Annotated in this window: 16 protein-coding genes; 3 read left to right on the forward strand and 13 right to left on the reverse strand. The window is 55.8% G+C overall.

What is annotated here, in order from left to right; all coding sequences use genetic code 11:
* Positions 1-186 precede the first annotated feature (186 nt).
* From Mal52_RS07490 to Mal52_RS07515, 6 genes are all read right to left on the reverse strand, one after another.
* Complete coding sequence (locus Mal52_RS07490; protein WP_145375163.1) at positions 187-801, reverse strand: cytochrome P460 family protein; 615 nt, start codon at positions 799-801, stop codon at positions 187-189.
* Between the two features lie 11 nt (positions 802-812).
* The gene (locus Mal52_RS07495) at positions 813-1,967 is read right to left on the reverse strand and encodes a Gfo/Idh/MocA family protein (RefSeq protein WP_145375165.1); all 1,155 of its coding nucleotides are present in this window, start codon (positions 1,965-1,967) and stop codon (positions 813-815) included.
* A gap of 4 nt (positions 1,968-1,971) precedes the next feature.
* Entirely contained in the window at positions 1,972-2,922 is a 951-nt protein-coding gene (locus Mal52_RS07500) for an amidohydrolase family protein (RefSeq protein WP_145375167.1), read from the reverse strand.
* 89 nt (positions 2,923-3,011) lie between these two features.
* Entirely contained in the window at positions 3,012-4,001 is a 990-nt protein-coding gene (locus Mal52_RS07505; RefSeq protein WP_145375169.1) for a WD40 repeat domain-containing protein, read from the reverse strand.
* Between the two features lie 38 nt (positions 4,002-4,039).
* Positions 4,040-5,332, reverse strand: a complete 1,293-nt coding sequence (locus Mal52_RS07510; protein ID WP_145375171.1) for a DUF1501 domain-containing protein — start codon at positions 5,330-5,332, stop codon at positions 4,040-4,042.
* A gap of 108 nt (positions 5,333-5,440) precedes the next feature.
* Positions 5,441-8,299, reverse strand: coding sequence for a DUF1549 domain-containing protein (locus Mal52_RS07515; protein WP_145375173.1), 2,859 nt, complete (start codon positions 8,297-8,299; stop codon positions 5,441-5,443).
* Positions 8,300-8,561: 262 nt separating this feature from the next.
* On the opposite strand from Mal52_RS07515, the gene Mal52_RS07520 reads away from it, so the two are divergent.
* Entirely contained in the window at positions 8,562-10,919 is a 2,358-nt protein-coding gene (locus Mal52_RS07520; protein WP_197534732.1) for a serine/threonine-protein kinase, read from the forward strand.
* Between the two features lie 97 nt (positions 10,920-11,016).
* On the opposite strand, the gene Mal52_RS07525 is transcribed toward Mal52_RS07520, so the two are convergent.
* From Mal52_RS07525 to Mal52_RS07535, 3 genes are all read right to left on the reverse strand, one after another.
* The gene (locus tag Mal52_RS07525; RefSeq protein ID WP_145375177.1) at positions 11,017-11,802 is read right to left on the reverse strand and encodes an SDR family NAD(P)-dependent oxidoreductase; all 786 of its coding nucleotides are present in this window, start codon (positions 11,800-11,802) and stop codon (positions 11,017-11,019) included.
* A 37-nt stretch (positions 11,803-11,839) separates the two neighbouring features.
* Positions 11,840-12,820 carry an EF-P lysine aminoacylase EpmA gene (epmA, locus tag Mal52_RS07530; protein ID WP_145380570.1) on the reverse strand — a complete coding sequence of 327 codons (981 nt, stop codon included), beginning with the start codon at positions 12,818-12,820 and terminating at the stop codon, positions 11,840-11,842.
* Between the two features lie 402 nt (positions 12,821-13,222).
* Positions 13,223-13,981, reverse strand: a complete 759-nt coding sequence (locus Mal52_RS07535; RefSeq protein ID WP_145375179.1) for a hypothetical protein — start codon at positions 13,979-13,981, stop codon at positions 13,223-13,225.
* Between Mal52_RS07535 and Mal52_RS07540 the strand changes: the two genes are divergently transcribed.
* Positions 13,975-14,355, forward strand: a complete 381-nt coding sequence (locus Mal52_RS07540; protein ID WP_145375180.1) for a hypothetical protein — start codon at positions 13,975-13,977, stop codon at positions 14,353-14,355. The two genes, Mal52_RS07535 and Mal52_RS07540, sit on opposite strands and share 7 nt — an antisense overlap.
* 335 nt (positions 14,356-14,690) lie before the next feature.
* Positions 14,691-15,641, forward strand: coding sequence for a site-specific tyrosine recombinase XerD (xerD, locus tag Mal52_RS07545; RefSeq protein WP_145375182.1), 951 nt, complete (start codon positions 14,691-14,693; stop codon positions 15,639-15,641).
* 24 nt (positions 15,642-15,665) lie between these two features.
* On the opposite strand, the gene Mal52_RS07550 is transcribed toward xerD, so the two are convergent.
* The 4 genes from Mal52_RS07550 to Mal52_RS07565 all read right to left on the reverse strand — a co-directional run bounded on the left by Mal52_RS07550 (position 15,666) and on the right by Mal52_RS07565 (position 19,035).
* Positions 15,666-16,160 carry an ExbD/TolR family protein gene (locus Mal52_RS07550; protein WP_145375184.1) on the reverse strand — a complete coding sequence of 165 codons (495 nt, stop codon included), beginning with the start codon at positions 16,158-16,160 and terminating at the stop codon, positions 15,666-15,668.
* A gap of 108 nt (positions 16,161-16,268) precedes the next feature.
* Positions 16,269-16,751 (reverse strand): ExbD/TolR family protein, encoded by a 483-nt coding sequence (locus Mal52_RS07555; RefSeq protein ID WP_145375186.1) that lies wholly within the window; start codon positions 16,749-16,751, stop codon positions 16,269-16,271.
* Between the two features lie 81 nt (positions 16,752-16,832).
* On the reverse strand, positions 16,833-17,726 hold the full coding sequence (locus tag Mal52_RS07560; RefSeq protein ID WP_197534733.1) for a MotA/TolQ/ExbB proton channel family protein: 894 nt from the start codon (positions 17,724-17,726) through the stop codon (positions 16,833-16,835).
* Between the two features lie 157 nt (positions 17,727-17,883).
* Positions 17,884-19,035: a tetratricopeptide repeat protein gene (locus Mal52_RS07565; RefSeq protein ID WP_197534734.1), complete on the reverse strand. Its 1,152-nt coding sequence runs from the start codon at positions 19,033-19,035 to the stop codon at positions 17,884-17,886.
* Positions 19,036-19,138 lie beyond the last annotated feature (103 nt).

The following is a 19,138-nucleotide window of genomic DNA, read 5'->3' on the forward strand; positions in this document are numbered from 1 at the left end:
TCTGTTGTGGTGAGTGATGCGTCGATTCAACCCGCCGTAAACGGCGGGCCTAAGACCGCAAAAGCGGAAACGCCGGTCAACCGGCGTCGTTGCCTCCGTTCGCCGATTGTAGTCGGAGAGCAAGCGAGTCTTCACTCCGATAGTGCGCGATGCTCCCATCCCCACACAAGCAGGACGCCAGTTCCGCTATTTCGTCGGCTTTTGCAGACGTCGTAACGAGGGGTAATACTGCACAAAGACATTGTCCACCGCACCATGTTCGGCGTGGCAGTCGAAGCATTTGTTGGTGGCAAAGGCTTTCGCGCTCTTTCGTAGTGCGGTTTGGCCCTCCTGCGGGGAGAAGTCGAAGTACGTCCAGGCATCCTTGGAATTCGCACGATCTTTGACGGCCAATTCCACCGCCAAGAATTCCCCTTCGAAGGCTCCTTGCAGTTTTCGTTTCCCCAGCGGCTTTTTCTTGCCTTGCCGATAGACGGCCATTGCGAGCATTGTTTTTTCGGGGAAGGTGCCGGTGCGTTGGAATTGTGCATAGGCGGGGGGTGTGATGTAGACGTTGGTGAATTTCTCTTCGTCTTCGTACGGGCCGTGTTCCGAATACCTCAACCCCAATGCGGCGCCGACAAAAATCCATTCGCGAAATTTGCTCGGCAGTTTCAATTCGCCCTTGTCGGTGTATTGCGGGATGTCTTTTGGCGCCTCCGTTTTTCCAACGGGTTGTTCATCACTCTGACCGCGATGTGTCCAGAATCCCAAACAAATGGCGAATGCAGCGGCGCTGATCGTGAGGCGTCGTTGGATCATGTGTGGATCGATCAATCTTCAAGGGGAATCGTGACAGGTTGTCCCTGCGCCGCCGATTGATAACCGGCCAGGATGACTTCGACCGCGTGCGCACCGAGAGCTACGGGAACGTCGCTCGGGCGGCCTTGCTGAAGGCAATCCAGAAAACTGACCGCATCGTCAGCGACCGCCGGTTGTACGGGCAGCCAATCCGTTTTCGGTTCCACTCCGCCAGCGGTTTGTGTGCTCGACCAAAATCCCATCGGATCTTCGGGATGCCCAACCGCCGGTTGCCGCCAAGCGGGGGCGTCATTGTGGATTTCTAAATGCGGCTCATACGCATCCAGATCAACCGATTCCGCTTCACCGACCAAATGGATCTTGTGAAATCCGTGCGAGGGGTGACTCGACCAGCCCGTGCGGCCGCAGGTGACAGTTGCTGTGAGACCTCCTTCCAATTCGAGCAGCAGGCAGGAAAAATCCTCGACGTTGTTGTTTTGGTGTTCGGCGAAAAAATAGTTACTCGTCGTCGCATACACGCTCGTCACGCGCCGTCCGGTGAGCCATGGGAAAAATATCAGCGGATACCAGCCGACGCAAAACAATTCCCGTTTGGAGTCGACGAACGTAAACCGATCAGCAACCGCTTTTTCCTGGCGCGGACGCGTCAGATCGGCCGTTCCGGCAATCCCCTTGGCGAACATTAGCTCATAGTGGATCGCTGACAAATCCCCTAGTCGGCCCGAATCGACGATCTCTTTTGCGCGGTACGCTGTTGGTGTATGCACCAAACTGAACAGTTGGTTGGTCACACCGGCGTCGTTGACGGCAGCGACGACGTGGCGCGCCTCTTCGACAGTCGTGCCGAGCGGCTTGTCGATGTACAGATGTTTTCCCGCCCGCGCGCACTGTGCGGCAATGCGTCCACGTCGTTCCGGTTCGGCGCAGACGCTGACAATCTGCACATCATCGCGCGCCAGCGCCGCGGCCAAATCGGGTAGCAGGGGGATTCCCAATTCCTCGGCCAGCATGCTGTTCAGCTCCGCTCGCCGCGGCGGAATATCCGCTTCATCCGTCAAGCCGATCAAACGGCAACGGGGATCGGCCGCCAGCGCCCGCGCATAATTTTCCTGATGCGTGAGATTTCCGGCAATCAACAGCAGGCCATAAGGCGGTTTGTTCGGCATGCGGCTAGCTCAGTTTGAGGACGCGGGTCGCATTGCCTTTGAAGATCTTCTGCTCAACGTCCGCGGGAAGTTTTAATTCGGTGAACAAATCAAACTGCGGAACGGCTTGTCCCGGGGCGAGATAGTCGGTCCCAAACATAATCCGGTCCTGCCGACGGATGAGGAATTCGCGGCCGAATTCCAGGTCGCGGGCAATGGAATTGTTTCCCGATCCGGCGGAGAGGTCCCCATAAATGTTGGGGTAGTTTTCCATCAAACGGTCGATGGCGCCTCCGGGTTGTACTTTGTCTTTGGGGTAGCCGCCGAGTTGTTTTTGATCCAATCCGCCGGAGATCGACGCCCACCAACCCGGCCCATGGCCGATGAAGTTCAATTCGGGAAACGTGCTGACCGCATGTTCCAACCGCGTCAATCCAGGCACATCTTTGCCGCGTATGTTGTCGATGTGAAACAGCAGGGGAATGCCGACTTCCTGACAGGCTTCGTAGACCCGCATCATCAACGGATCATCGAAATTGAGTCCCACCTTATGTTCGCCAAAACCCTTGGCCCCTTGGTCCACCCAGGCCTGTATGATTTTCACCAACCCCTTTACACCGCCACCGACCATTTGCCGCGGGTCGATGGAACAAAAGGGAATCAAGCGATCGGGATGTGCTTTGCCGGCCGCGAGGGCCGTGTCGGTCAATTGAAGAAAGGTGGTCGATTCGGGCGAAGTCAGCGGCAATACGACCGCTTTTTCAATGTCGTGTTCGTCCATCCAGGTCAGCAGGCCGTCAACAGTCAATTTTTTTGTCGGATCGGTATAGCTGCCGATGTGTGTATGGACATCGATGTATTTCGTAGCCCGCTTGGGAGCGGGTTCAGCGGCAAACAGTCCCGGCATCGTGAGCATTCCAGCCAGCGAAGCGGCTCCGGTGGCAATCGATGACGAGAATTCGCGGCGGTTAAGCATGGTGAAGATTCCTGGGGCAAGACATCAAAAGATGGTTGTTGGCGGATTTTTCAGTATAACGCACGTCGCAGCGGACCGCGAATGTCCGACTATGCCTTGGGTGTCATGCTGCTGATGCGGATGTGTCGGTCGTAATGCGCTGTGGCAATTCGCAGACCATCGGGGTGCAGGTCCATATCGCGGACCGTGTCGGGGAGCTTAACTGTATGAAACGGTTTGTCCTGATCCGGTTTCCAAAAGAACAACAACCCCCCGCCGCTGCCGCCGCAACCCCCGATCAAAAATGCGTCGGGATGATAAACCACCCGCCAAATGATGCCCTTTTTACCGTCGGAAATCTGCGAGACTTTCTTCTTTTGCGATTCCCATTCAAACAATTCCACCAGCGGCTCGTTCACTGCTCCCAGCGGATTGCTCGCCTTATGCAGACCGCCGCAAGCGAAGTACTGGCCATCGGGGCTGAGCGCCATACTGCGGATTCCGCCGTAATCGACCGCTTGTCCGCCGTTGTAGGTGTGTAACGTTTTGGCATCGAATTCCCGTACCAATTTTCCGGTGCCGACCTCCCATTGTTTCACCGCGCCGAGCAACGTGCCGGACAGGACAAACTCGCCCCCCGGATGAAAAAACGTACTGTAGACATTGCTGTCGTGCGGCGGGGATTCATGAATCAGCGTGCCATCGGCGATATTCCACAGCTTTAAGCGGTTGTCATTCCCGCCGCTGGCGAGGATCTTTCCGTCGGGGCTAACAGCCAGCGCGCGAATCCAACCATCGTGCGCAGCGACCGTGCGTTGTGGCTTGGGTTGCGCCTCGGCGACGGGCCACCAGACCAGTTGCCCATCGCTGCCGGCTGAAATCATCGTTTCGCCATCGGGGGTGAAGGCAAAGGCACGGACCCAGCAGTCGTGCTCGGGCAATGTCACCTTGATGCCGGTGTCGACCTCGAAACGATGAATCGCATAATCCTCCGCCCCGGCAAATACGTAGCGTCCCTGCGGATCGAATCGACAGCAAATGAAGCGGCTATCGTGTTTCCACTGCGTGGCGACGTGCGTTTGTTTCGGGTCGGCTGCCATATGAGGAACTTTGCTAACGGGATTTCAGGTTGCGGATTCTAGACCAACAATTCGTCGATTGCCGAAACCGCGGGATCGGCCATGGGCATTTCACGACCACCCACATGGAAACTTTGCGTGGAATCCAATCCGACCGCCTGCAAGTAGGTATGGAACAATTCTCCGTGATCGACTTCCTTGTCAGAGACGGCGGTGCCGTTCTTGTTGGTCGCACCGTAGACGGCGCCGGGATGGATGCGGCCGCCACCCAAAACCACCGACCAAGCTTTGCCCCAGTGGTCGCGGCCGTAGCGGGAGTTGATTCGTGGTGTGCGGCCGAATTCGGACATGACCACGATCAACGTGCTCTCCAACATGCCTCGCACGGCTAAGTCGTTGACGATGGCGGAAAACGAGCGGTCGAACTCGCTCACTTGTTCCAGGTGGAAATTGAAGTTTTCGTTATGCGTGTCGTAATTGGAGTGCGAGACCTGCACGAAGGTGATCCCGTTTTCCAGCAGCCGCCGTGCCAGTAAGCAATGTTTGCCGAATGCGTGTTTCCCGTAACGCTCGTGATCGGCGGCCGGTTCTTTCGAGACATCGAACACTTCGCCTTGCCGCATCAACTGTTGCGCCTGTTCGTAATTGTAGGTATAGACATCGGTCTCAGCGGTCTTACGGCGGGCCGTAAAGCGGTTGTTCAGTTGGCGGCGAAATGCGTTGCGGCGGCTGTCCGCATCCACGGTCAGTTCCGCGGCGCGTGCCGAATTTTGCGGCGGCTTGCCGTTCCCCAAAATAATGCTGGCATACTTGGGACCTAAGTAGGCGGCGTTGTCGCTGCGACCGCCGCTGCCGCCGGGAGTGATGTGGATGTGTCCCGGCAATGTGGCGTTTTCGGGAGCCAAGGCCTTGGCGGCCACTGCTCCGATATGCGGATATTTCGCCCCAGCCATTTGCCGGCGTCCGCACTCCATCATAAACCGGCCTTTGGAGTGCTCGTTCTCTTTGGTGTTCACGCTTCGCACGATGGCCAGATGGTGCATCTGTTGTGCAGTGAGCGGTAGCAGTTCGGAGATATGTGTCCCCGGCACGCTGGTGGGGATGGCGCGAAACGGTCCGCCGGTGTCGGTCTTGGGCTTGGGATCCCAACTTTCCAGTTGGCTCAAACCTCCCGACATAAAGAACAACAGCACGCGCTTTTGCGACGTTGCTAATTCCTTGGCGGCGGCTGGTTGGGTCAGAGTTCCGAGACCACCGACGATGCCCGCCGCACTCCCGGCCGCCAAGCCGCCGAGAAATTGCCGACGCGCAATCCCATGATCCGCCGTTCCACAAGCATAGTCACAACGCATGACGGTGATCTCCAGTGTTTGAGAAGCGTGAGGCTTTAGGGCTCAGTAAATTTGTCGGTTACGAAAACCACCCCCTCAAGCCTGTCACCTCAAGCCTCACGCCTATCGTTAATGTCCAAAACGAAATTCTGCCGATGTCAGCATCGCCCAGGCAATTTCCTGAAGGGCGGCTGCCTGGTCTGTTTCCGAGTCGACCTGAAGGTACTCGACCACATCAGTCGCCTCTTGCTCGGTCGGTCGTCGGCTGAAAATTGCTAAGTAGAGTTCCTCGGCGCAGGCCGCGGGGTCTTTTAATTTTTTAAGCCGATCCGTCAAATTACCGCCGGCGGGGTTCAGCCAACTTTGAATTTTTTTGCCGTTGGTGAAAAACAGGGCTTGGTCGACCGTGGCGAAAAACTCGTTCTGTGGCTGTCCGCCACCGGCGCCAAAGGTTTTTACGAACAGACGAACATTGCCTTTTAGTTTCTCATTCACTTTGGCTTCCACCAATGTTTCTCGTTGCGGCGGGGCGGGTGGATTCTTTTTATCTAATTTTGCGACAGCTGCGGAGGATTGTTGCGCGACGACTCCTGTTGCCTGCATGATGCTCCAGGACAATTGTTCCGGCGTCAGCGGCTTCAGCGCGCTGGTTGCGAACCGGCCTGCGAATTGTTCGGTCAGATCCTGGAAACTATTGTCGACCAGTGCGGTTTGCGTTTGCTGGGCCTGGAGAGCGGCTTGTAGTTTTGCGTCCGCATCGAGAGTGAGCTGTTTGGCCTGTTGCAGTTTTTCCTGCGCCGCTGCCAGTTTTTGTTGTGCGGCTTTCAATACGGCGGCGGCTTCGGCGACCTTGGCTTCGGCCTGTTTGAGTTGCTCGGTGAGCGGCGATAGATTGTTGTTTAATTGTGCGGCCAATTCTGCCAATTGCCCAGTGCTAGACTTGAGGTCTGCGTCTTCGGGGAGCACAGCCAACGCTGCCTGTCCGGCTGTGGCCGCTTCGGCGACCTGCCGGGCGAGTTTGTGTTTGTCGGCATGCTGCGCACGAATCAGCTGCGCATTCTTTAAGGCCGTGGTATGTCGTTGCTGCGGCGTGGTTACCTTGGCCAGAGCGGTTTCAACCTCCGACTCGGCTTGGAGGGCCGCCGTTTGCACGCGGGTCAATTCATTGCGTGCAGCGGCAATCTCGGCGACCAGTGCCTGTTGTTTCTCAGTCGATTGGCGATAGGCCACGATAGCGTTGAGATGCTCCCGTTGTTGCTCGCGATGTTTGGCGAGTGTGCGTGCGTCACGATAGGCATAGAGTTTTTGCAAGTACGGCTTGCGAAGTTGCTCGACCTGCTGTGTTGCCGCTGCCAGTTTATCCGCAGCGACTTTGGCGGCACTGGCTGGTGCGACCGTTTTTTCCGCGGCGGCCTTTGCGGCAACGGTTTGTTTCTCGATGAGTGTTTTGAGCGCCGCAATTTCGCCGGTCGATGTTTTTACGCGTTTGCGATAGGTTTCAGCGGCAGCCGTGAATTCGGCATCTTTGGGGAATTGTCTGACCACTTCATCCGCTTTGGTCAAAGCCTCGTTGAGCACTTTGAGCGCTTGTTCTTGTTTTGACAGCTTTTGCTTCGAATCTGCCAAGGTTTTTGCAGCGGCGGTGCTCTTTTTTTGGACGGCGGCCAGAGCGGCGATGGCTTTGGTGTTTTCCGATTCGACGTCGAACATCGCTTCCTGTGCCGCCAGTACGCCATCGAGCAGGGTGTCGACTTCTTTTTCCAACACAGCGACAGCTGCGGCCCGTTGGGCATGGTCGGCTGTGACGCGGGAAAGATGACTTTCAATGTCCGGCGAGTCAGCAGCCAATTCCGCCGGCATGTCGAATCCGCGACGATACGTTTTTGTCAGAGCCAATTCCCGCAGAAATGCGCGCATGTCAAAATTCATGGCGACGAATTCGTCGGCAAGCAGTTCCAACAACTCGGGATGCACAGGCGGATTGCTCGGGTGATGCAGGTCGACTGGTTCGACTAAACCACGGCCCATCATGTGTGCCCACAATCGATTGGCGATATTGCGATTGAAAACACGATTCGTGCCGTCGGTTGCGTGCTTCGCCAAGGCGGCGCGGCGGCTGTATTTGGGGACGGGGCGGACATCTTTGGCCGGCTTGACGGTGTAAGCCTCAGCAGCGGGAATGGCCGGGTCGTCGATGATCAATTGACCCGGCAACCGAGGACCGGTCTCGCCTTTCACAGCAGTGAATACCGACGTAAAGACCGCTTCGCCGGTGGCTGTTTCGGCGAAGAACGATTTCTTGGCTTTTTTGTCAACGAACAACGTGCCGCGTTGGAGGAACGCAAAAATGCCGTAGTAGTCATCTTGCAAGTAATCATCAATCAACGGGTGGTCGTGACATTGCGCGCATTGCATGTCGCGGCCGAAGAAAATGCGTCCGACATCGCGGGTGAGTAAATGCGGTTCACCCAGACGGTCCAGATAGAATTTGGCGGCCGGCCGCATCGCATCGTCCACGCCATCGGCACTGAGAATTTCGCGGGCCAGTTGATTGAACGGCTTGTTGGCGACCACCGAATCGTGCAGGTACGTGTGCCATTCGGGCGATTTGACATGCGTATCGCGGCGACGTTCCATCAACATCACATCCAACACCGTAGTCAGATGCCGGGCGTAACGTGGCCGGTTTAGTGCGCGGTCCACCAGGGCAGTCCGTTTGTCGGGCGAGGGATCATCGAGAAACGCACGGGCTTCATCGGCGGTCGGGATGGTGCCGTTGAGGTCCAGTGTGACCCGCCGCAAGAATTCGGCATCGGTGCAATCCCCGGCAACCGGGCCGATTTGCGTTTCGTCGATCAGCCGATCGATTCGTACATGCAGCGGATCATCGGCACGGGCTGCGGAGAGCGCTCCCAACAAAACCACCACGGTGAGACAACCGCGTCGGAGAGTCGAGGGAATGTCAAAATCCGCTTTTCGCTGCATCATGTCCCATTCTTCCGAGCGGTCATTGTGTGTAGGTTGTGTGAACTACGACACATAAACATTTATTGACATGTTACCAGACCCACGCAGCGAGCGTCAATTGTTAGATTCTATAGCGGCAATCTTTTAAACATGGTGGTGAAACAGTTTGCGCCGCTTTCGTGATTGCATTTCGGGGCGCACGCAGTAGACTCAATACCGGAGCGGCGAGCTACCAGAACAGTCTCAGCCGCGCGGTTCTTGCTAATGAATCGGGGCATACGCAGTGGACAGTCCGTCATCGCCATCGCCGAACGAACCGATAGACTCCGCTACCGATGTGGAGAACAACACAGAAGTCGAGGCCAATACAAACACCGGCAGCGAAGCTTGGACGTTATTGGCCGGGCATGTCGAGGGATTTGTCGCAGCCTGGGATGGAGAAAACGCGCCCCCTTCGATCAGTGATTTCCTTCCCGATACTGCAGGGCCGCTGCGTCGGCTGGCGCTGTTGGAAGCAATCAAGATCGACTTAGAGTACCGCTGGTTGCATCACAGTCTGCCGCGTAAGGTCGAGGAATACCTGACGGAGTTTCCCGACTTGTCCGACGAAGGGTTTCCCTGTGATCTGGTTTACGAAGAATTTCATATTCGCAAACAGGCCGGCGAAGACGTCGATCCGCAGGAGTATTTCGAGCGTTTTCCCCAACAGGTGGAGTTGATCGGCCGACATTTGGGGATTGATACGCCCTATACGCCGACGGCGCTGTTTCAGCCCAAGGCGGCGGACAAACTTTTGGAGATTCAAGCGGGGGACCGTCTGGAGGATTTTGATCTGCTGGCGACGCTGGGCAAGGGAGCGTTTGCCACCGTGTTTCTGGCCCGCCAGATTTCGATGCATCGCATGGTCGCCTTGAAAATCTCAGCCGACCAGGGAGCCGAACCGCAGACGCTGGCGCAATTCGACCACGAAAACATCGTCCGCGTCTACGATCAACGAGCATTGCCCGATGCGGGTTTGCGGCTGCTGTATATGCAATGTGTTCGCGGCGGAACCTTGCACCCCGTCGTCAATCACGTACAGGAAACACCTGCTGAGAAACGGACGGGGCGATTGTTACTCAAGGCGGTTGATCGCGCGTTGGATGATCATGGAGAAGCGGCACCGGCTGAATCGTCGCTACGCAAACGGCTGGCTGGCATGCGTTGGCCGGAGGTCATTTGTTGGATCGGCAGCCGCTTGGCCGATGCGCTGGATTATGCTCATCGTCGCGGCGTATTGCATCGCGATATCAAACCAGCCAACGTGTTGCTCACCGGCGAGGGGGCACCCAAACTGGCCGACTTCAACGTCAGTTTCAGTTCCGCCGTTTCCGATGTAACACCCGCCGCCTACTTTGGTGGCAGTCTGCCCTACATGTCACCCGAACAACTCGAAGCCTTCCATCCCGGTCACGTTCGCGAAGCCGCGTCGCTGGACGAACGGAGCGATATTTATTCGTTGGGGGTCGTGTTGTGGGAACTCTTGACCGGGTACCGACCGTTTCGCGACGGGCACTTGGAAGAGGGGTGGACGGCAACACTGGATCAAATGATCGACCGCCGTCGCGCGGGCGTGGGCGAAGAAGCCCTCAAGACGCTGCCTAGCAAAATCCCGCACGGTTTGAAGACCGTGTTGCTCTCCTGTCTCGCCGCCGATCCACAGGCCCGCCCGCAATCGGGCCATGAACTGGCGCAACAACTCGAGTTGTGTTTGCAGCCCCGGTTGCAGGATATTCTCAATCCCCCCGAACGGGGATGGCAACGTTGGGTGTTGGCGTATCCAATGGTCGCGCTGATTCTGGCGGCATTTGTTCCCAACCTCTTGGCGGCGCGTTTTAACTTTGTCGTTAACAACGTGGATATCATGCCGTTGATCGAGGCCGCTTCGCCGTTGGCCCGGCCCACGTTTGAGAAACTGGTGATGTGGATCAACGGCATCGCTTTTCCGCTCGGCCTGGGTTTGACGGGCTATTTAGCATTTCCCGTATTCAAAACTATTCGTGAGCGCGGTCGCGGCGTGAAGCACAGCGTGGAACAACTGGCGCAGATGCGCAACCGGTCTTTAGAACTGGGGCACTATGCCGCCTGCATCGGAATTCTATTATGGACGATCGCTGGGATCGCTTATCCAATTTGTTTTCGCATCGTGGTCGGCAGTAATATGCCATTGCGAGTCTATCCGCATTTTATCGCGTCCTTGTCGATTAGCGGATTGATAGCGGCTTCCTATCCGTTTTTGGTGGTGACGTTTTTTACGATCCGCGCTTATTACCCCGCCCTATTAACGCTCGATCAATTGCCGCGGCAAAACTTCGAACGGCTGTCCCGCCTGGGGCGTCGCACGCGGATTTATTTCGTGCTGTCGGTGTTGATCATTTTTGTCTCGATTTTAATTTTGGTGGCCATCGATACAAAAGCCAAATTCGCCGTCTCCTTATTGTGCGTCGCCGGAATCGTCGGTTCCTATTTAGCATTTCTACTCTATCGCGCCATCCAAGGAGACTTAGCCGTCCTCTCCATCCCAGCAATCCAATCGGGCGAGTCAGGTGACATCCACAGCGAATCGGTCGAAGCCCTTGCCTCCGGCACATGGAATCCATGATGGTGGAGGCGTGAGGCTTGAGGGGACAGGCTTGAGGAGGTAGGGGATCGCCCCCAGGCACCTTCTTTTCTGGCCACCGGCCACTCACCACCGGCCACTATTTCGGTGGAACGCCCAGCGATTTCCCGCCATCGATCCCGACAGCTGTGCCGGTGACCATGGTGGCGGCATCGCTGACCAGATACAGGACGCTCATGGCGATTTCGCGCGGGTCGGTCAGTCGGTTGTAGGCTTTAGCCAAGGGGCTGGCATCGATAAATTTTTGCGCCATCGCTTCCCGATCCCCGGTCGCTTGTAGGTCCGCTTCCATCATGCGTGTTTGACCGACCGGGCCGGGGCAGACGGCATTGATTCGCACGCGATCCGCCGCATGGCACAGGGCCAAGCTTTTGGTCAAGGAAATCAAAGCCCCTTTGCTGATCGAATAGACCGGATCGTGTGCCCGCGGCAGCAAGCCGGCATTGCTGGAGACATTCACGATGGCTCCCCCTCCGGCCGCGCGCATGTGGGGAATCGCAAATTTGCAACCAAAAAATGCGGCTTTGAAGTTCGTATCCAGGCAAGCATCCCAGTCCTCTTCGCTGACGTCGTCGATCTGCTTCACCATACCGATGCCGGCATTGTTGACGAGAACTTTCAGTGGACCAGCCGTGGCAGCTTCGTCGATGACTTGCTGTAACTCGTCGACTGCGCGGACGTCGCAACGGCGATGCTCGATGCCCAGATCGGCGAATTGCGATTCGTTGGCATCCAGCGGATCGTAGTCGGCGACAAACACCTTGGCTCCCTGTTCAGCCAGCAAGACGGCACACGCGCGGCCAATGCCGCTAGCGCCACCGGTCACAACGGCGACATGATTTTTTAGGTCGACAGAGAAATTCATGGGTGATTTCCAGTTGCAAGTGTGTGTGATGTCCGTGTTAAGCGCGAGTGATTGGAAAGGCGGTCACCTCGGCGATGTTGTCTGAGCCGGTCAAGACCATCATCAACCGGTCGAACCCGAGTGCGACGCCGGAGCAGTTCGGCAACCCGTGTTCCATTGCTGCCAGCAGCCGTTGTGGTTCGGGCAACAGCGGTAAACCCTCGCGTGTTCGTTTTGCCGATTCGCTTTCGATGCGTTGCCGCAGTTCGTCGGCGTCGGTCAGTTCATCGTACCCGTTACAGATTTCTAAACCGTTGATATACAGTTCAAACCGCTGCGCGACCAGTGGGTCAGCAGGATCGAGCCGGGCCAATGCGGCTTGGCTGGCGGGATAATCGTAAACAAATTCCGGCCCTTGCCGACCCAGGTGCGGTTCGACAAGTTCAGCGAGCAAGAGGTTCAACCAGCCATCACGGTCATCGGCGGCGAGTGTTTCCGGAATCGTCAATTGCCTTTCAGTCGCAAGCAGTCGCAGCTCTTCACAGCTTTTGTCTTTTACGCCACAGCCCAAGATGTCACGAAAGACTTCATCAAATGTGCGGCAGGGGAAGGGCGTGTCGGTGAGATGCAGTCCGGAGTTTTCAGCAGAATCGACGGCGACGGCGCGGATCAATTGCTCGACAAAATCCATTTGGTCATGGTACGTGTCCCCGCTGCGGTACCATTCGGCCATCGTGAATTCAGGATTGTGTAGCCGCCCTTGTTCGCCGCGACGGAAGGCGCGGGTGATTTGAAAAATCGCGTCCGCTCCGGCCGTTAGCAGCCGCTTCATTCCCAATTCGGGAGATGTCTGTAAGAAATACCGTTGTTCGACCACAAACGGATCGAGGTGCGCATCGACGACCGATTCTTGCGAGAGGAGCGGCGTCTCCACTTCCCAGTACCCGTGGTTGTTGAACGTTTCTCGCAGACGGCGCAGTAACTCCGCACGATATATTAAGAGCCGTAAATCAGCGGTGGGTAAAAAATCGGCAGTCATAGCGATCGGGGCCGGCGGTACGCGGTTTTCGGGAAGACAGCAATTCCCCCCTGTCATCGCGATTTTCATCCCGGCTGTCAACCAGCATCGAACCGATCGCTGCGATCCGCAATCCCTACAACTGGTTTCAAAACCCTCTGGCGCGTCGCGCTCGCACTTGAGTTCTTGATTCTCGAACAGGCGCAACCGGATTTTGAAACTGGTTCTAGTCTCATGCCAAGCAGAAGAAATCGGGTGCGATTGGCTCTGCCAGTGCAACTTCCATTGAGCGTGAAACTTTCAATGCACCGGCAAAGCCAGTGGCACCCAATTTTGGAATTAGCCCTGTGAAAGCATCAACCAAACCGTGCGCAATTGGAAGACTGGCGACGGCGCGCGATTGAGCAGGGGAGGGCGGTTTGTTTATTGAACCGTCTCGTGGGCGTTCGCGGTGCGCGTGTAGAACTCGCGATACAGCCAGACGAAGAAGAGGGTGAAGATGACCGCGGCCATGCCAATCATCATCCGCACGCCCAAGATGGAATACGGGCCGGGGACGATTTCAAACCAATCCAAACCGGCGTACCAGCGAAAGGCGGCGGCGTAGACCAACATCGGCGGCAGCGTCCACAACAGCACGTGGTAGACGCACAGAAAGTCGGACATCCGGCCCGGCACGATGTATTGTCGCCAGGAGAGTTTTCCGCCGCCGGTCGTCGCTTTGAGAAACTCGGCATAGGTGAGCGGGGCATCATTCATCACATCGGCAAACCAGGCATGGCGATGCCGGAGAAATCCCGCCCAAAGCAGGATCATGATGCAGCACAAAATCGACTGCAGGCCCAGCCCATAGACATAGATAAAATCGGGATCGTGATCGGTATACAACAGCGCGCTGATGACCATGTTGCCTTCTAGCGCAAGATCCGGAGATTGTAGCAGCGTCGCCCAAACATCGAACGCGATCCCGCCGACGATGAAACAAAAACCCATCCAAAACGGCAGCCGTGTCACGTGGCCTTGCCCTTTAACGACAAACAGCATGGACAGCAGCAACAAGCCGACAGCTGGGATCACCAACAGGTACGCCGCCCAGACATGCCACGTCACAGGAATGTCGACAATGAACAGCGCGGCAACGCAAGCGGTCGCGCAGACCGAGAGCAGGATCGCTAATGCCACCCATCGAGTTCGGTGGACAACATCCAGATCCGTTCCGTTATGATCAACAGCACTGCGCTCGACACAGTGGGGATCAGTACGGTGAAGTTCAGCCGGACGAGTACGGTTCAATCGTTTCCCCATATCTACAAAGTCAACGGGTGACGAGTTACGACGTCGATCGATTATACGCGAGAAGGTCAGGCACTGGAAAGGAAACTTTCGTCAGAATACCTGTTTCCCTAGCCAATGTGCGCAGCTTCCTCTCAATGATAACCAACGAAAAACCGGCACCAAGTTTTGCGCATTTCTGCGAAAAGTTGCAGGACTTCAGCAAAAATTTTATTCAGCACGTCATCGATTGCCGCAAAATGCAGCAGGTGCACGCGGCATAAGCAGTGCTGCGAGCCGATTCGGAAGCTTTGCCGAAAAAGGTTTCTGGGCTGCCATTGAAACGTTCAACGCCGGGAAGTGTTTTCGCCGATCTTAATACTATTCAGTTGTGTGTTGATAAATGGGTGTCGCTAGTGGCCAGTGGTCTGTTTCAGGTTATATTTCAGACTAAGGGTGGCTGGGGACGAGTACCAACTCGCCCCCAAGTCGTTTGACATCCAAACCTCTCACGCATTGAGGGCGGACTGCGTCCGTCCCCAGCCAAGGTTGTATCAGAACGCTGTGTCGATCTCGGGAATTCGAACGAGTGCAACTGTCATTAGGGAGTTAGCCATTTATGCCACCACGTAAAAAACCACGTAGTGCGGCGGCGGTGGCGGCGACGGGTGGGCAAAATCCGGCGCAGTATCTCACTTCGTTTTTGCAATACCTCGAAGTCGAATGCGGCATGTCGGCCAACACACTGAGTGCTTACCGTTCGGATTTGGTCCAGTTCTTTACCTGGTACGCGACACAACGGACCGTGCGAGTTGCGGATGTCGATCTCAAATTGCTGACCGGTTATCTGCAACATCTCAATGAACGGCAATTGGCCCCCACGACCGTGTCGCGACACTTGGTGGCGATCAAAATGTTCTTCCGCTATTTGGTGTTGGAAGGCATTTTGTTGCAAAACGTGGTCGACCTGCTCAACTCGCCCAAGTTGTGGCAGTACTTGCCGACGGTGCTTAGCCCCGGCATGGTCGACAAATTGCTGGCAGCGCCACAGGCTGAATTCGACCGGTACCCTCGACGGGATCGCGCGTTGTTGGCACTCTTGTACGCCACCGGTTGCCGGGCTTCGGAGGTCTCTGATTTAACGCTATCCGACTTGCATTTGGATGAGAACTTTGCTCGCTGCGTCGGCAAGGGAAATAAGGAACGGATCGTGTCGCTCAATCCGCTCACCGTGGCTGCGATTCAAACCTATTTGGAACAGGAACGCCCCGAACTGGCCCAGTTTCGTGATGCGGATTGGCTGTTCATGTCGCGGAGCGGCGGGGGACTGTCGCGGATTTCCATTTGGCGATTGGTGAAACGCTATGCCGCACGGATTGGCGCCAGCCAGCGGGTCAGTCCACACACACTGCGGCACAGTTTTGCCACACATCTGTTGGCCGGCGGCGCGGATATTCGCGCGGTGCAAGAACTGTTGGGGCATGCCAGCATTTCGACAACGCAGATCTATACGCAAGTCGAGCACAGTCGTCTCAAAGCAGTCCACCGTGCCTGTCATCCCCGCGGCTAATGGGCGAGACGTTCTCCCCGGCAGTCATTCCGGTTTGCGGGGTTGCGAGAATTTGATTTTCTCGATGTATTTCACCGGTTGGCCATTGGAGTTCATTTTGCCGGTGCAGGCGCTGATCGCTTGAACAGTGTAGCGATAGTGCAATCCGAAATCGGCGTCGATCTCGACCTCCATGTCTTTGGTCAGCGGATTGCCCGGTTTGCCGATGAGCCTGAGAATTTCGGTGTTGAGCCGTTCAAAGGCGACATCCGTGTTTCCCAATTGTTGGTTGTTCAACGAGACTCCGGCCAGTTGCCCTTTTTCGTCGGCCGTCAGACGAACCTTGATGGGCAGCATGGGGAGATCGTCATTCGACGGGGCGGGAGCACCAATCGGCATATTGATGCTGAAGTCTCCCTCGGAGGAAACGACTTTCAACGTCAACATGAAGAATATCAGCAACAGAAACACCACGTCGATCATCGGCGCCATCTGGGCTTCAATGCGGCGATAACCGCTGCGCTGTTTAGAAAATCGCATGGAATTCTTGTCCGTTCGACCAATCGTTGCAAAACCGAGTTGCGCTGCCTCCGTTGGGGAGCACGGCGCGATGACCTAGCGACCGACTTTGTGTCAGGCTGAGGATCGTCAAGGCTCTTCCGACTTGGCCTTGAGGTGAAATTTTTCGAACTTGGCTTCGCGACACAATTTAATCAATTCTTGAATCATTCCCGTGGGGACTTCGGCGTCGGCGCGGATGATCACGGTTGTTTTGATGCTGTCGTTGGCAACTTTGTTTTTGCGTTGAAAGAACTCCGCTTCGAGATTCAATTTCGCCGCCATGTCGGAGATGCGAATTTTTTCGTCACCGGCATAGAACACAAACGGTTCAGGATCGAGCGGGGTACCATCCGCATCCCGTACAAAACCGATATTGAGCACCAGTTCCTGGTCGGGCTTGACCTTTGTCGGACGGGCCAGGTCGCTACTGGGGAGTTTGACCCGCTCGTCCGCCTGAGTCGCCTCGAAGTTGATGATCACCATAAAAAACGCGATCAACTGAAACACGACGTCGATCATCGGCGTCATGTCCGCTTCAGACAAAAAAGGATCGTGTTTATGGAATCGCATGCGCTGTTCTCGAATTCATTTGTCGCTCGTGTGGAAACGCAATCGCCTAGCGGTCAATTGCAACCGACCACTTGTGTTCCACTACTCCTTAGACGCTTGTGAGGATCCGCCCGACGATTTTCGTGAAGGGGTCAACTGGGTGATTAAACTTTCGCTCACCATGCCGACTTCGCTCGACAACCGAGCCAAGCGGTTGCGAAGTACCAGATAAGCCACCATGGCGGGGATTGCCACAATCAACCCTTCGAGTGTGGTGAACAACGCCGTCGAAATCCCTTCGGCCAGTTGCGCCGGTTTGGGACTGGTTTCGCTGTTGGCGATCACGCGGAAGGAGGCGATCATACCGTAGACCGTTCCCATCAGTCCGAACATGGGAGCGATTGAACCGATCAACGCCAAAAAGCTTAGCTTGTGTTCGATTTCCATCGCTTCTTGCTCGCCAGCTTCTTGCATGCCTTCCATGGCTTCTTTTTGTCCCCGGCTGATTTTCCCCAACCCGGCCGTCATCACTCGTGCGAGATAGGAGTCGTCGTTGCGAGCTGTGTCATAGGCCGTTTGATAGTCTTTTTTCGCGATCTGCTGTTCGAACGTTTCGACGAAGGCGGGGGGGATGAAAATGTCGCGGCGGATTTGTAGCGCATTCATCACCGACAAGGCCACCATCACGAACGAGAGCAGCAATAGGATTAGACCAAAGACTCCCGAAGCTTCGATCATCCAAAACAGCAAGCTGCGATCGCCTGATTTCTTGGCGGGAGCAGCCGTTTCAGCTGCGGCCGGCTCTGCGGCGGCGGGAGCGGGAGCAGCGGCAGGGGGGGCGTTATCGTTGGCAGCCGCGGGATCCGCCTGAGCCTGAACCGAGGCGGGGCCGATTCCCGGAAGGTCGGCGGCCGCAAAGCCAAGCAAAATGGCGGAAAGTACCAACCACGACCCAAAGCGAATCCGGCCACCTGGCATACCAAAGCGGTTCAACATGTTCTGTTCCCCTCATGATCCGGCCAATTGCCGGACGTCATTGCGTAGAGCAAGTTTTGAATTTGTGATTTTTCGAACCGCGGAATCGGCGGAGACTTGGAGGCTTACATTGTAAACCTGATGGTGACTCAAAATCCAGCGGAGGTGATTGCAAACCTCAGTTGTCGTTTAATTGCTTGACCCACTGGCTATCCGGAAAATTTGTTTCCAACTTCATGCGGGCATCTTCGCCCCGCTTTGTTTTACCGACTTGCGGCCACAATCGCGTTAAATAGTACAGTGCTTCGGCATGCGGCCCTCGGGCTTGAAACAAGAGCGTATCGACATGCAAAAACGACAAGACGGCCAATTTGTTTTGATCGGCCGCCATGTGGCATTTGCCTTGTTGAATGTAGGCGTTGGCCAGAACCTCTTCGTCGGTAATGTTCGTATCGGAAACAACTTGGTCTAGGATTTCCAGCGCTTCGGCATATTCCTTCTCGCGAACCAAGCAGCTCGCCAGTCCCAACTTCGCTTCAAACTGTTTGTTTTTTTCACTGGGGGAGGATGCATCCATTTGGATCACAGCCTCGAATGCCGCTTTGGCAGCTGCTGTGTCTTCACCACCCTGCGAGAGCAAAATACGCCCTTCGCCAATTTTGGCTGTCATCTGGTATTCGGGCAGTGAGGATTTTGCCAGCTCTTTGTAGCTACGTTCCGCGTTGTCCCAAGCTTGTTGTTGCGCATACAAACGGCCCAAGAGGTCGAGGCTTTTGTAGTAATGGTAGCTTTGGGGGTTCGCCTTGAGAAATGCTTCGAGTTTAGCCACCGCATCGGCATTGTCCCCTTCGGATTGCAGTGCCAGTTCCGCCGTGCAATTCGCGATGCCGAATTCTAGGTCGGTTTTTAATTCAGCCGACGGAGAATCGATCGAACCTTGAATTTCCTCGTAGTCTTCCAACGCTTCGGCAAAACGTCCGCGGCGTTCATCGCCGCGCGCGATATTGAGTTTGGCCGGTTCCTTCGACCATTTGATTGCAGCCACGTCGTTGGCCGGAATTTTGACTGTTCGCGAGAGCGATTTTACCGACACCGAATCTCGGGTGATTTCAGAAACATCGCCGCTGACGGTCTTGTTGGTGCTTTTTATCGTAACCGTGTCGGCCCCATTGACCGTTGATAATTGTCCCGTCAGCACGACGAACATGGCACACAAACCGGCACGGAATACGCGGCCATTGGTCGCGTATGTGGTCAAAGCGACTGGCTGTTCCCGATGTTTTTGCGACGCGGGCCGACTTGTCCCGGTAGTGAAACTGATGTCTGTCATTTTGTTTTCGTCTCCCTGAAACCCAAAAAACGCCGCATATTTGTAGTAACGAGTTTTGAGGCGGCGCATTGCCGCAAAAAACAAAAAACCGCATCGGAAATAT

This window comes from Symmachiella dynata (assembly GCF_007747995.1).
Classification (GTDB): Bacteria; Planctomycetota; Planctomycetia; order Planctomycetales; family Planctomycetaceae; genus Symmachiella; species Symmachiella dynata.

What these genes read in the sequence shown, in the direction of transcription:
- Mal52_RS07490 (WP_145375163.1), bottom strand. Translation starts at nt 801, where the DNA reads ATGATCCAACGACGCCTCACGATCAGCGCCGCTGCATTCGCCATTTGT.
- Mal52_RS07495 (WP_145375165.1), bottom strand. Translation starts at nt 1,967, where the DNA reads ATGCCGAACAAACCGCCTTATGGCCTGCTGTTGATTGCCGGAAATCTC.
- Mal52_RS07500 (WP_145375167.1), bottom strand. Translation starts at nt 2,922, where the DNA reads ATGCTTAACCGCCGCGAATTCTCGTCATCGATTGCCACCGGAGCCGCT.
- Mal52_RS07505 (WP_145375169.1), bottom strand. Translation starts at nt 4,001, where the DNA reads ATGGCAGCCGACCCGAAACAAACGCACGTCGCCACGCAGTGGAAACAC.
- Mal52_RS07510 (WP_145375171.1), bottom strand. Translation starts at nt 5,332, where the DNA reads ATGCGTTGTGACTATGCTTGTGGAACGGCGGATCATGGGATTGCGCGT.
- Mal52_RS07515 (WP_145375173.1), bottom strand. Translation starts at nt 8,299, where the DNA reads ATGATGCAGCGAAAAGCGGATTTTGACATTCCCTCGACTCTCCGACGC.
- Mal52_RS07525 (WP_145375177.1), bottom strand. Translation starts at nt 11,802, where the DNA reads ATGAATTTCTCTGTCGACCTAAAAAATCATGTCGCCGTTGTGACCGGT.
- epmA (WP_145380570.1), bottom strand. Translation starts at nt 12,820, where the DNA reads ATGACTGCCGATTTTTTACCCACCGCTGATTTACGGCTCTTAATATAT.
- Mal52_RS07540 (WP_145375180.1), top strand. Translation starts at nt 13,975, where the DNA reads ATGCCACCCATCGAGTTCGGTGGACAACATCCAGATCCGTTCCGTTAT.
- xerD (WP_145375182.1), top strand. Translation starts at nt 14,691, where the DNA reads ATGCCACCACGTAAAAAACCACGTAGTGCGGCGGCGGTGGCGGCGACG.
- Mal52_RS07550 (WP_145375184.1), bottom strand. Translation starts at nt 16,160, where the DNA reads ATGCGATTTTCTAAACAGCGCAGCGGTTATCGCCGCATTGAAGCCCAG.
- Mal52_RS07555 (WP_145375186.1), bottom strand. Translation starts at nt 16,751, where the DNA reads ATGCGATTCCATAAACACGATCCTTTTTTGTCTGAAGCGGACATGACG.
- Mal52_RS07560 (WP_197534733.1), bottom strand. Translation starts at nt 17,726, where the DNA reads ATGTTGAACCGCTTTGGTATGCCAGGTGGCCGGATTCGCTTTGGGTCG.
- Mal52_RS07565 (WP_197534734.1), bottom strand. Translation starts at nt 19,035, where the DNA reads ATGACAGACATCAGTTTCACTACCGGGACAAGTCGGCCCGCGTCGCAA.